The organism is Clostridium sp. X (assembly GCF_055755365.1).
Genome location: NZ_CM146912.1, coordinates 2,439,158 through 2,452,189, shown reverse-complemented (window position 1 = coordinate 2,452,189; position 13,032 = coordinate 2,439,158). Strand labels below are relative to the sequence as shown.

Here is a 13,032-nt window from a genome sequence, read left to right as displayed (position 1 = left end):
TTCCCTGCCAAAAAATATAGCATACAGAGAAATGAGCATCAGCAGCCATTATTCCAGCCACTGATACTCATTCAAGTATTTTCTTATCTTCTATTCTTCTGCTTTCACTGTCCAAAGCTCTGACCTGTTCTGCTAAGTCATTTAGTCTATCATTCACGACCTCTACTTCTTCAGGACTTAGATTATCCTCTTTTGCCTGCTCAGCTATCTGCTTCATTAGAAATAGTTTTTCTTCAATGATATCCAGCATCTTCTGCCTGTACTCCACCCATTGAAGTTCATCTTCTAGCTCTTGCTTTAGTTCTTCTCTTTCATCCATTCCTATACTCTTGCATCCAAATGTTGTCCAAGATTAGGGTCTACTGCAGCACTCTTTATCATTTCTGTTACTTGAGCAGCAGTTTCCTTACCAGTATCCATAGCCATCTTCATTACTGCTATTCCTGCATCTTGCTGCACCTTTGATTGACTCATTACTATTGATAATGCTCCTATATCCATACAATTACCTCCTACTATCTTTTTATTTAAAAGGAGCCAGAGCTTGCACCCTGACTCCTTAATATTACTTTTATAAGCTTATCAATTATCTTAGTAATTGAAGAACTCCTTTTAATTAATTAGTTTTTAACTAATATTGCCATATAAGGTAAGCTATCATATCCATTGTCCTTTATTAATTTAATAATTCCTTGGATATAGTTAGTATTGTGTATAACAACCTTTGAAAAGGATTGAATTAATTTTAATGTCAAATCATCATTTAATCCTTTATGGTATCCAGCCATTCCAATCATATGAAGCTTAATCATACTATAAAGTATGCATAAGAAAATATATGAATCCCACATAGACTTATAAGAACCGAATGGCATTTGTTCTTTAAAATACTCATTAACTAAATAGTTTTCTAGCATGTACTCTTTTTCTTTTAAATATGGTGCTAAATACTCTTTATAATTCCCTTCATACTTTTGCAACATAACTTCATAATCTACTTTATCAATACAATCTATCCCAACTAAAGCTTCCTTCAGACATTCAATATACCTTTGACTGGTAATTCCTCGTATAACTTTCTCATCTGTCATCTCTTTTGCTAATCTCATTTGTATTTGTGCGTTCTTAGGAATGGTTTTCAATTCTTCTTTTAGGGTACCATTTACAATTATATTGTTCATACTTTCTAACATTGCAGGAATATCACTGGTTTTTTTATTTTTTTCTAGTTCTTCTATTTTCTTATAAACAATTCCCAAAATAATCAGTCTTTCATCTAGATTATAATTTTTATTCTGTAGTAATGAAAGACTAACCACTCTTATATCCCAAAAGTATCTTTGTGCTTTATTTATATAAAGATGTCCTTCTGTATCAAACTTGCTATGAATTTTTATCCTTATATCAGCATTTTCTTCAGCCTGTTCAAAACATATTCCATTCGAGTTTAATAACGCTAATCTTGATATCTCAGGACATGACAGAGTAGCACCTCTTTCATATTTTCCATCTATTAGGCTTAAATACCTTGGATAAAGTGCACAGGTATCTGAAAGGTATGTTTCACCTATAGTTCCATGGATTTTGCATAGATTTTGTTCATTCAAAAATGGACACCGTAAATTTTTATCCATTTTGATTTTGGCATATGAATCGTCACTCTTTTTATTATGCTTTCTATTTATCATTTTATCAAAGTTATCTTTAAGTTCTTCATTATTAATCTTTTTATATTTAAAGTATGTTTCCTTATCAATATCTACGCTCCACCCTATGCAGCAACTATCTTCACAATTGTTCCCAATACATTTGAAGTTTTTCATATAATCAGGTTGTAATACGATTCTTATTCTATCTTTCACTGAGACTCATCCCCTCTATATAGCTTAATTTGTTAACATTTTTCCTGCTACTCTATATATTTCTTTAAACTTTGGAATATATACACAAAAATACACCTTATTTTTTAAAGCATTTTATGGTAAAAAGGAGCCAGAGCTTTCACCCTGACTCCTTATTATTACTTTTATTAGTTTATCAATTATCTTAGTAATTGAAGAACTCCTTGAGGTTGTTGGTTGGCTTGAGCCAACATTGCTTGTGCAGCCTGGCTAAGGATGTTGTTCTTTGAGAACGTCATCATTTCTTTAGCCATGTCTACGTCTCTAATTCTTGATTCTGCTGATGTTAAGTTTTCTGATGAAGTTCCTAAGTTAGCTATTGTATGCTCTAATCTGTTTTGGTATGCACCTAAGTTTGAACGTTCAGTAGAAACTTGAGCTATAGCATTATCTATAACAGAAATAGCATTTTTAGCTGCATCATGAGTACTAACATTTATAACATACTCAGTAGTGCTTCCATTTGTTACTTTACTTGAACTTCCATAAGCTACATCCAAGGTCGAACCATCTTGTGCTGTAACACCTGATTTTGAAGAACTTGTGCTTGTGATTCCTAATGCAGCTGCCCTCATATCATTAATAGCTACAGCCATTTCTTGACCCTTATTTGCTCCAATTTGCATCTTTAATGCTTGGTCAGTTCCACTAATTCCAGTATCTGAAGTATTAGTCGCTGTAGTATTAGTAAAACCTAGTGCAGCAGCTCCTGCCCTTAACGCAGCAGTAGCTCCTGTTCCATCTGTTATAGTAAGGGAGCTTGTACTACCAGTCTTTGAGTCTGTTATTGCCAAATTACCGTTTGAATTTTCAACTGAAACTTGCTTTCCAGCGGCACTGATAGTTGCATTATTGTTAATTGCACTTTGTACAGCTGCTGCATATACATCCATATCTGTATAAGTTGCTGCTGCAACAGTAATAGTTGCTGTAGTTCCATCAATATTTATCTCAAACTGATTATTTACATCTTTACCAACAACAGAAGTTGAACCAAATAGTTTTAAATCTGCTGATGCTGTTCCATCAATATTAGTAATACTACTTGTTGAACCTGTTCCATTGCTTTCCAATACAAGAGCATTACCATCAAGTTTAGCAGTTGCAGCTATAGTTCCTGCAGTAAGTTTAGTATTTATCTGTGTTACTAAATCAGCAGGTGTATTATATACTGCTTGAGTTAATGTTATAGATTTAGCAACTCCATCAACATTAAATGTTAATGTATCATTTGCAACTGTACCATTTTCAGCTGTGCCTGTACCAACAATAGTGCCTACAGCATTACCACCAGAAACAGCTATCTTACTATTAGCACCTGTGCTATTACTTGTAAGAACAAGTTTATTTCCAGCACCAAGTGAAGCAGTTGCAGCTATAGTTCCTGCAGTAAGTTTAGCATTGATATTATCAACTAAAAGTTGAGCACCAGCAGCAGTATCAGCGTAATCAACTACATCTAATACTATAGTTTTTTCAACTCCATCAACTGTAAAAGTTAACTCGTTGTTACTTGCAGTAATATTATTATTAGCGGCATTACTTAAATCTAAACTACCAGTAAGCTTTCCACTAGTATCTCCATGAATATTAACAGCTCCAGTAATTGCTCCTCCCGTTGCTGTACCTTTTGTTGCTGCAGATATAAGTGTTACTGAACTTCCTAAATCTCCACCAACAAGTTTTGCACCTTCAGCAATATTAGTTGATACATTACCATTAATCAGTTTTATTGTATTAAATTCTGTTGTATTTCCTATTCTATTAATTTCATCTGATAACTGATTTACTTCCTTTTGTATGTTAGCTCTATCAGCATCTGTAGTAGTGTCATTGGCAGATTGTACACCTAGCTCTCTCATTCTTTGAAGAATTGAGTGAGTTTCAGCTAAAGCTCCTTCAGCTGTCTGAATTAAAGAAATACCATCTTGTGAGTTTCTTGAAGCTTGGTCAAGACCTCTGATTTGTCCTCTCATTTTTTCTGATATAGCAAGTCCCGCAGCGTCATCTCCAGCTCTGTTTATTCTTAAACCTGAGCTTAGTTTTTCCATTGACTTTCCACTGTTAACAGTGTTTGTACTCATACTTCTATGAGCATTCATAGCATTCATATTGTGATTAATTATCATAATAAATTCCCTCCTTGATTTTTAAAGTGGACATCCTTTTCCACTATTAATATGATAGGCGTCAGACCTGAAGGTCTTACCCCTTTTAATATATATAGTTAAGCTCTTTGAGCCTACTACCGTAATCTGTTAGGCGACACATCTAAAGTTGTGTCCCCTTTTAATTTAAAATGTTGCTAAATTGTTGCTTTTCAGCTTGTCCTTGTTGACATCATGTTGCTACTTTGTTGAATTTCATCATTCAGTAATATCAATGCTTTGAAGGCATTTTCAACACCATGTTGACTTTCAACAGTTCGGCAACCTTCTGCCGTCATTTTTGCATTAAGTTAAATTTTGTTACCACTTAAGTACTTGTATTTATTATATCGATGTAATCTTTATATACTTTATATATATTTCAAAAAATCTTTTATTTTTTTATGCAGTACCTAACTGAGAATATAACCAATTACTCTGTGAATTCAAATTATTCATATTCTTTTCAAGTGCAGCAAACATTTTGTAATATCGTTCTTGCTTATCATATAATCTGTTTTGCATTTCTTTAATTGTACTATTTTTACTTTCAATACTTTTGCTGAAGTGATTATTATATGCCCATCTTGAATTTGTATATCCAGCTTTTTTTATAAGAAGCCCATCATTGCCAATATAATTATTTAAAGTTTCCTTTACTCTTTGAAGTATACCTTTTTCATTTACATTACTACCGCTTTGAGTAAATAGTTTCTGAACTAAATCCCCTTTATTTTCAAGGGCATCCTTTAATTTAGTTTCATCTATTTGAAGCTTTCCACCATCTTTATAGTTAGAGGTAGTGCTGATACCTACTTCTGATAGACTAATACCTGCCCCCTCAACAGTAGAGTAAAAAGTTTGTCTAACTTGAATCAGCAGATTAGATAAATTTGATTCTCTTGCAAGCAAACCTTTTTTCGCTTCTGTTTCCCACTTTGTAATTTCTTCATCTTTCATTGACTCTTTCTGAGTGTCCGTAAGAGGTTTATAGTTGTACTTTTTCTTTTCAGTAATTTTTGTATTTATTTTTTCAATTAACTCATTATATTTTTCTACAAAATTTTTAAACTTGTCTACTTGAGCTGTTGCATCTGCTTTTACTGTTAATGTTGCAGTATCTCCATTACTAGCACCTGATAAATCATAGGATATATTATCTATTGAAAATTTATTTGATGACTTAGTCACTGTAACTTCTGCTTCTCCTGAAGCTGTTATCTTTACGGTTGCATCATTTCCTGATTTTTCAACAACTGAAAAACCCATCTCCGTTGCAGCATCCCCTGAAACTGTAAGTCTTTGAGCTGCACCAGTATCCTTTGTTTCAATGCTGAACTTTCCAGTAAGCTCACTAAAGCTTATGTTTGCAAGGTTACCTAAGGTTTTTCCATTAGTATTAGTTGTAGCTTTTAAACTCGTTACAAACTCACTAACATTTTTAGTATTATCAACAGTAAAAGTGAAAGCTTCACCATTTACTAAAATATTAAGTGTCTTACCATTTGTAAAACCTAAACTTGATAAAGTACTACTTTGTGTAGCATTTTCATAAACACTACTTTGATCTTTAGCTACTAAAGCCTTTGTAGTTAAAGTTACAGAATAAACACCTTTAACGGCCCCACCAGCAGCTGTAGCCGTTAATTTAGCAGTATCACTGCTTATAGCTGTAACTCCAGCATAGGTACTGCTTTTCATGATACTAGTATCATTAGAACCTAAAATATCTATATAGCTATCATAAAATCCCTTTAAATCTTTAATAATATCCACATAAGCTTCCTGCTGCCATTGTAAAGTTTGTTTACTTTGATTTGCTGAGTCTATCTTCGCTTGATCTCCAGCAACTGCTTGCTTTACCATAGCATCTGTATCCATACCTGTAGCAAGTCCAGTTATCCTGCTATAATCCGCACCTGAACTGATTGAACTACCTACATTCATTATTCACACCCCTTTATTAATTGACAATTAAATTAATATTAAATTTTAGTACTGAAAAAACTTCTTTTAATATTAGCGCTGTTAGCATAACTTTTATTAGCAATATTTCCTTCTTTTAAACTATTCATCTTTTCTTTAAGCTCTTCTCTTTTTTTTAGAACTAATTCACCTAATGCTTTTGAAACATTAGTAATATCTAATTCACTACAAATTATTGTAAACTGATCTTTACTATATTCAAGCTTTCCAATATTATTTATTATTACTTGTCTATCTATAAAAAGTCTATCAATTTCCTCTGATAACTCATTATTAATTGCATCTATTAATTTTTCTGTTAAAGCTTTAAACTCCATAAGATTTTCTTTTAACAATACCGTAGCATTATCCTGTATTCCCATAGACACCATCCTTTTTCAATGGACAATGGACAATTGACAGATAGTAAACATTTAAATCCTTCTTAACTGTCAATTGTCCATTGTTAACTGACCATTATAAATTATCTCTTAGATAATTTATAAGCCTCATTCCAAGTATCTCTTATATCTTCTATTAAAGGAATAACCTCATCCATCACTTCTATACTCTTCTTTATATTTGCATCTCCAAGCCTTCTAACTATAAACTCATAAATGCTCATTAACTGTTGTCCCCATTCTCCACCTTGTTTCACATCTAATGAAGCCATTAATTCATAGAATATATCTTGAGTTTTTATTATATTTGTGTGTGCTTTAGTAATATCTTTATCTACTATAGCTTGTTTACCTATTTTTGAAAATTTAACTGCTCCATCTAAAAGCATTAATAATAACTGATCCTTTGAAGCATAATTTACACTATTTTGTTTATAAGCATTGTAAGCATTTTGTGCGTACATTTAAAGACCTCCTATTACTATATATCTTTAATTATATATTTATCTATTATATCGTAGTTGTTTATTCTAACTTTATATTTCAATAAATCATAATTCACAAACTAAAAAATTAAAGCATGCAGTATTAGTTTCTGCTGCATGCCTAACTTCATCGTTTTATATCTAAAAATCTTCCAAAAGTTAAATCCCCTATAGAACTTTCTTTTGAAGCTTCTATATTTATCTCTTTCACCTTAGTTGCTTCAACAACTATTTTCTTTTCTTTTTTTTCATCTAACTGCTTTTTAAAATCATTTTTACTCTCTTGTTTGCTCTGTTTACCGTCTTTATCTATAGTAGATATTTCTTTATTTCCGTGTACCTTCCCCTCTTTTGTAGCTTCATTTACAATTTTGCGAAGCTCAGTGTCTATTTTATTCAATCTGAATTCCATGAGAAACACCCCCACCTTTTTAAGGTCCTAGGTTCTAGGTTCTAAATGATAAAGATAAGGTCTTTTCCTAGTACCTAGCACCTGTATTGTTAGGCTTTTTCATCTACTATTACCCCAGCAAGCTTGTATAATTCAGCTACCATATCTAGTATTTTCTTTGGAGGTATTTCTTTTATGATTTCTTTTGTTTCGTTATTTATTATTCTAATTACAAATTGATTTTTTAAAACATCATGTCTTTCATATTCTACATGAGTTATTTCCCCTTGGAGAAATTTATTAAGCTTATCTACAGCTTTTTTAATTTCTTCTTCATTTATTTCTCTTTCTTTTTGTCCATGTTCCATTTTCTTACTTGTTGATTCATTTTTTACTACAGGCATAGTGTTTTCATTACTAGGAACATGACTTTTCTGCTGATTTCCTACATTATTAGATATTTTGTCCACCTGAAAATGTCTTCCTTGACCAATTAGACTAACATCCATTTTAAACACTCCTCTAAATTTTTAAGATACATATATAATTCAATCCTTTAATTTATATATGTAATCTATTAATATTTATTTTTTCTTTAACATCTTTAGCACTGATAAATCTGTACTTATGGCATTTTGATTTTCTTCTTCTACTTCTTTGTATAGTTCTTTTCTTAAAATTGTAACACTTTTAGGGGCACTTATTGCAACTTTTACTGAACCATTATCTATACTCACTATATTGATTTCAATATCATCGCCAATTAATAATGCTTCTCCTTGCTTTCTCTTTATTACAAGCATTATACCTTCTCCTTAAATAGTCGATATTTTATTAAATATTCTTCATTACTTAAGATTATTTGTTCCCCTAATTTTTCTTTTATATTAATAATAATTGGCGCTCTTAAATTTATAGTTATATTTTCAACCTTGGAGCTTAAAGTAACTGTATTAACTACTAACACATCTTCATTTTTAGTAATTTTTAATTTTTGTATAATATCATCCTCTAGTTTGAATTCATAATTATCAATTACATCGAAAGGGGAAGCTATAACAAATCCTATGCTCTCATCCTCTAATGAGTGTAATACACTAAATACTTCATTATCCTCTACAGGAAAGATTATAAAACTTTTCAACTTATCAAAACCTGGTAAGCCCTTTTGAAATTCTATTATATCTTTTTCTTCGTATTCACGTGCTCCATGATACTTTGTTTGTAAAATCAAATTTGTCACCCCGCTATTATAATCTCTAATCGCTAGTCTCTAGTCACTAGGAAAACTTTTAGAGATTAGTGATTAGCGACTAGTGATTTTTTGTAACAGGTTAAAAACTAAATTGCTAAATACTTTCTAACCTCTAACTAGCTTAACTTATGAGTTTTTCTTATAGGTAGTCTATTAAAGATGGTTGTAATACTTTTGCACTAGTTTGTAGTGATGCTAGGTATACTGTTTGCATATTTGCAAATTCCATAGTTTTTTCAGTTATATCTATATCTTCAGTTTTAGATAGTATTTCCGTCATATTAAATGTAGCATCAGTATTCTTTTCCAATGCACTATCCATTCTATTTTGCTTTGCACCAACTTCTGAACGGATTTTTAAAAGGTTTGATATGGTATCAGTTATATCTTGTAAATCTTCATTGACAAGATGTTTTACCGCATCCGCATCAGCTGCTGTACCATTTGAATCTTTTCCATCAAGATGATTTGTGATGGATGTGAAGATTTCTCTTAAGTCTAAATCCTTACCTTTAGATGTTTTAAACTGTAAAACATCTGTAGCAGTCACATTGTAATCCATAACAACACCTTGTGAAATTTGAACTTTAAGCTTTGATCCAATTTGATTCAATTGATTCGTATGATTAGGGTCTAATGAGTCTAATTCTCCACCTAATTTATTGTAATATGTAAGTTTAGTATTTTCAGTGCTTGTATCTATAGTAGTTTCTAATGGTTTAGTAGTTCCTCTCGTCCCCCCAAATATATATGCTCCATCAAAGTTTGTATTTAGTATTTGTGCAACTTCTCCAACTTTTTCGTTTATTTCATCCTTTATAGCTAGTCTTTCATTTTCGCTATACCCAGCATTACCTGATGATATTAAAAGTTCTCTAACTCTTTGCAACACATCTCCTACTTGACCTAGTGCTGTATCCGTAGTGTCTAACCAATTTATTGTATCACTTATATTTTCATTATATTGCTTATTTGTACTTATATCTGTATGAAGCTGCATTGCACGAGCAACCTTAAAAGGATCATCTGATGGCCTTCTAATTTCCTTACCTGAAGTCATCTGCTCTTGTATCTTTCTCATATTTTGAAGATTACTTCTCATATCCGCTAAGAAACCGTTTGATAACATCTTATTTGTAACACGCATAAAAAACTCACTCCGTTCGTTTTTTAGTAACCAGTAACCAGTTTACGGTAACCAGTATTAGAAACCAGTTATCCATGCTTAATTACAAGTTAACTATATTTTATTAATTTATCTTGAATACAAAACCGTTTTTAGTCAATACTTATAGACAAAATTAAACTTAAATGAGGTTTCGTAATGAGATTTGAAGAAAATAGTATCATATATAATAAATCTTTCAGTTTTGCAATTGAAATAATAAACTTATATAAATATTTAACTACTGAAAAAAAAGAATTTATTATGTCTAAACAACTATTACGTTGTGGAACAAGTATAGGTGCTAACATTAGTGAAAGCTTTAATGCTCAAAGTAAAAAAGACTTAATTTCAAAACTATATATTTCATTAAAAGAAGCTGGTGAATGTGAATACTGGCTAAAGCTTTTAGTCGCTAGCAACATATTAGATATCTCTTCCGTAGCTTCTATACAAAAATCTTTAATAGAAATAATAAAGATTTTAAGTAAAATTATTAGCAATAATAAAACCATTATTAGTAACCAATAATCAGTAAATATCTATTTTTCACTGAAAACTGGTTACCGGCTACTGGTCACTAGCTTAAAGCACTCTAGCGCTTTAAACCATTAACTACTACATCCAAAAGCTCGTCTACTGTAGATATTATTTTTGCATTTGCTTGATATGCATGTTGGAATTGGATTAGGTTTGCCATTTCTTCGTCTAGGGATACTCCTGAAATAGAATCTCTGCGCTCTTGAAAACCTTGGAGAAGAACTCCTTGATTTTTAACAATTCTTTGAGCTTCTTGCCCCTGTATGCCAAGTTTGTCAATTGTATCTTTAAAGTAACTGTCTACTTTCATACCTTTAATATCACTCTTTATAGTATTAATACCTATATTGCTATCTAATTGTAAGCCACCCATCATGGTAGTTATGAATTCATTCCTATCAGTACTACTATCTATATTTTGAATTTGAAGTAATGTGTTACGAAGTGAGGCAATAGATAATGCTCTTTTACCATCTTTTTCTCCATCTTCTTGATTTTGCGTAGCAAGTGCATATTTATCATCATTAACTCTTGTCTTTATTTGCATTACATCATCTAGAATTTGCTTGTTAACCGTTATATTTCCAGCTGTTATTTCCATTTCTTTCAAAAGTATATCTGGTAAATTACTCATGGTATGTTTATTTCCTGATAAATCATATTCAGCTATATCACTATTAACAAAGAATGGCATAAAATCACTTGATACCTTAACACTAGGATCTCCATTAGGAACCCCACTATGAATAGCATTAACAGAAAAAGCTACTGCCTTTGCCAGTTTATTAAGCTGATCAATATATTGATCTACATCCTTCTGTACTGACATGAATCCTTTAAATTCTCCTCTATTGTTGTCATTTGCTAGCTCAAAAATACCAAGCTTGTTAAAACCTATTGGAGTGGCACTTCCATTTGGTATCACTGCACCATTAACATCAATAGCTAATCCATCTTTAGAATCATCATTTTTATCACTTTTCCCCCAGATTACTCTACACTGTTCTAATCTTTTATATTCCTCTGGGCTATTAATTGTTATCTTAAATGTAGCTTCTTGATCTTTATCTCCATTTCTTAGGTAAGTTATTGTATATACTCCAGGTTCACCTTCTTTTTGTCCATCTTGTGGTTTCATGCTCTTTACATAAGAAAATCTTCTAACTGAATCATTAGGATTCTTTCTAACAAGTAGCGGATTTTGTATTTCTCCGTTTTGGTCAGGTGTAAGTGTATAATCTGGTTTTAAATTTATAGAATAGAAGTTATCAGGTTCTACATTTATATTAAACTTTTGACTTAGTTGATCTAAAAGTAAATCTCTTGAATCCATTAAATCATTAGGTTCCATCCCTGAAACCTTAACACTTATGATTTGTTGATTTAATTTGTCTATTCTTTCTAGCATTCCATTAGCATCGAAGACAGATTGTTTTATAGATTCTTGAGCATTTTTTTTAACTTCTGTTAACTGATTATATGTATGATTTAATGCATCAGCTAGTGCAGCTGATTGTTGAGCTACAATTGTTCTGGCATTTGAGGTTTCAGCTTGTTTCGATAATTGTTCCCATGAGTCAAAGAACTTTCCTACAAGAGTTGAGATTCCTGTATCAGAAGGTTCATTAAAAATACTTTCTATTTCGCTCAAATATTTATCTCTTGCTTCATATTGACCAAGAGTACTTTTCTCTCTTCTAACTTGAAAATCCATAAAATTATCTCTTATTCTTTGAATAGAAGATACTTCAACTCCAGTACCAATCTGTCCTGGTCCCACCTGATTATTCATAGTTGGCATACCAAAAGGTCTTGTAGTTTCCATTATAGCCCTTTGTCTCGAATACCCTTCTGTATTAGCATTAGCTATATTATGGGCTGTTGTATTTATGGCTTGCTGTTGGCCAAACAATCCTCTTTTACCCACATTAAAGGTTGCAAATAAACCCGACACTGTAACACCCCTTTTATCTCTGTATTTTCCCGTATCCATTATATGTTTTTGCTTGTCTATCCGGATTTAGCATTATAAGCATTTTGTTCGTAAAGCTTAAACCTTGCTTTATTAGAAGTTCATTGGTATCCTTTTGAAGTTTTACTTCTTCTAAAAGTTTTCTTAGGCTTCTTAAGCTATTTTCTAATCCATCATCCATTAAATCTTCTATAAGCTTTACAAAAGTTTTTTCTTCAAGTAATCCTTTTGTTATTTCTCTTCTTTTAAGTTCATGATTTGCTATTTGCTGATTACATACTTGTATTTTTTCAACCATAGCTTCCATATTAAATACATCATCTTTTACTATATATTTATGTTGTTCTTCTAGCATTTCTAGAAGAACCCTTATCTGATCAATTTGTGAATTCATTAAAGCCTGTAACTGTGGTATTAACTTTTCTATATACATAGGCTCACTCCTAAACTTTTCTTCCCTTCATAACATCTATTATTTTTTCCGCTACTAGTTTAGCATCCACATTATATGTTCCCTTAGAGATTTCCATCTTTATTTGCTCAATCTTTTCAGCTGAAATCCCTGTGATTTCTTCGTTTCCAAAGGCACTTAAGCTTTTGCCAAGCTGAGAAATTTCTATATAATCTTTTTTATTTGTAACTTCTTTGTTCTTTTCAATATGACATTTATTCTTATCGTAAATATTAACTATATTATTTACGGATGTCCCTGTTACCTTCATTCTAACACTCCTCGCAATTCCATTGTTATATACATTCATTATCGACTTACCTTAAATAAAGTTTATACTCTTTATAAAATTTTAACAT

At 31.5% G+C, this 13,032-nt stretch carries 16 protein-coding genes; 1 reads left to right on the top strand and 15 read right to left on the bottom strand.

What is annotated here, in order from left to right:
* Positions 1-67: 67 nt before the first annotated feature.
* The 12 genes from ACX0KU_RS12330 to flgL all read right to left on the bottom strand — a co-directional run bounded on the left by ACX0KU_RS12330 (position 68) and on the right by flgL (position 9,692).
* On the bottom strand, positions 68-319 hold the full coding sequence (locus ACX0KU_RS12330) for a hypothetical protein (protein WP_472990248.1): 252 nt from the start codon (positions 317-319) through the stop codon (positions 68-70).
* A gap of 2 nt (positions 320-321) precedes the next feature.
* Positions 322-501 (bottom strand): YjfB family protein, encoded by a 180-nt coding sequence (locus tag ACX0KU_RS12325; RefSeq protein WP_472990247.1) that lies wholly within the window; start codon positions 499-501, stop codon positions 322-324.
* A gap of 119 nt (positions 502-620) precedes the next feature.
* A complete protein-coding gene (gene fliB, locus ACX0KU_RS12320; RefSeq protein WP_472990246.1) occupies positions 621-1,862 on the bottom strand; it encodes a flagellin lysine-N-methylase in 1,242 nt (413 codons plus the stop codon).
* Positions 1,863-2,041: 179 nt separating this feature from the next.
* Complete coding sequence (locus ACX0KU_RS12315) at positions 2,042-4,030, bottom strand: flagellin N-terminal helical domain-containing protein (RefSeq protein ID WP_472990245.1); 1,989 nt, start codon at positions 4,028-4,030, stop codon at positions 2,042-2,044.
* Positions 4,031-4,450: 420 nt separating this feature from the next.
* Positions 4,451-5,995 carry a flagellar filament capping protein FliD gene (gene fliD, locus ACX0KU_RS12310; protein WP_472990244.1) on the bottom strand — a complete coding sequence of 515 codons (1,545 nt, stop codon included), beginning with the start codon at positions 5,993-5,995 and terminating at the stop codon, positions 4,451-4,453.
* Positions 5,996-6,033: 38 nt separating this feature from the next.
* Positions 6,034-6,396 carry a flagellar protein FliT gene (gene fliT, locus ACX0KU_RS12305; protein WP_472990243.1) on the bottom strand — a complete coding sequence of 121 codons (363 nt, stop codon included), beginning with the start codon at positions 6,394-6,396 and terminating at the stop codon, positions 6,034-6,036.
* A 101-nt stretch (positions 6,397-6,497) separates the two neighbouring features.
* The gene (gene fliS / locus ACX0KU_RS12300; protein WP_472990241.1) at positions 6,498-6,878 is read right to left on the bottom strand and encodes a flagellar export chaperone FliS; all 381 of its coding nucleotides are present in this window, start codon (positions 6,876-6,878) and stop codon (positions 6,498-6,500) included.
* Between the two features lie 148 nt (positions 6,879-7,026).
* A complete protein-coding gene (locus tag ACX0KU_RS12295) occupies positions 7,027-7,311 on the bottom strand; it encodes a hypothetical protein (protein WP_472990240.1) in 285 nt (94 codons plus the stop codon).
* Positions 7,312-7,400: 89 nt separating this feature from the next.
* Positions 7,401-7,799: a flagellar protein FlaG gene (locus ACX0KU_RS12290; protein WP_472990239.1), complete on the bottom strand. Its 399-nt coding sequence runs from the start codon at positions 7,797-7,799 to the stop codon at positions 7,401-7,403.
* Between the two features lie 75 nt (positions 7,800-7,874).
* On the bottom strand, positions 7,875-8,093 hold the full coding sequence (gene csrA / locus ACX0KU_RS12285) for a carbon storage regulator CsrA (RefSeq protein WP_472990238.1): 219 nt from the start codon (positions 8,091-8,093) through the stop codon (positions 7,875-7,877).
* Positions 8,093-8,524 carry a flagellar assembly protein FliW gene (gene fliW / locus ACX0KU_RS12280; RefSeq protein WP_472990237.1) on the bottom strand — a complete coding sequence of 144 codons (432 nt, stop codon included), beginning with the start codon at positions 8,522-8,524 and terminating at the stop codon, positions 8,093-8,095. Before fliW ends, csrA begins: the two co-directional genes overlap by 1 nt.
* Positions 8,525-8,684: 160 nt before the next feature.
* The gene (gene flgL / locus ACX0KU_RS12275) at positions 8,685-9,692 is read right to left on the bottom strand and encodes a flagellar hook-associated protein FlgL (RefSeq protein WP_472990236.1); all 1,008 of its coding nucleotides are present in this window, start codon (positions 9,690-9,692) and stop codon (positions 8,685-8,687) included.
* 177 nt (positions 9,693-9,869) lie between these two features.
* Here flgL and ACX0KU_RS12270 point away from each other — a divergent pair, with 177 nt between their 5' ends.
* Positions 9,870-10,241: a four helix bundle protein gene (locus ACX0KU_RS12270; protein WP_472990235.1), complete on the top strand. Its 372-nt coding sequence runs from the start codon at positions 9,870-9,872 to the stop codon at positions 10,239-10,241.
* A gap of 64 nt (positions 10,242-10,305) precedes the next feature.
* On the opposite strand, the gene flgK is transcribed toward ACX0KU_RS12270, so the two are convergent.
* The 3 genes from flgK to ACX0KU_RS12255 are packed head-to-tail and all read right to left on the bottom strand — an operon-like array spanning position 10,306 to position 12,983.
* Entirely contained in the window at positions 10,306-12,204 is a 1,899-nt protein-coding gene (gene flgK / locus ACX0KU_RS12265) for a flagellar hook-associated protein FlgK (RefSeq protein WP_472990234.1), read from the bottom strand.
* A gap of 13 nt (positions 12,205-12,217) precedes the next feature.
* Positions 12,218-12,655, bottom strand: a complete 438-nt coding sequence (locus tag ACX0KU_RS12260; RefSeq protein ID WP_472990233.1) for a flagellar protein FlgN — start codon at positions 12,653-12,655, stop codon at positions 12,218-12,220.
* Positions 12,656-12,665: 10 nt separating this feature from the next.
* Positions 12,666-12,983, bottom strand: a complete 318-nt coding sequence (locus ACX0KU_RS12255; RefSeq protein WP_472990232.1) for a flagellar biosynthesis anti-sigma factor FlgM — start codon at positions 12,981-12,983, stop codon at positions 12,666-12,668.
* Positions 12,984-13,032 lie beyond the last annotated feature (49 nt).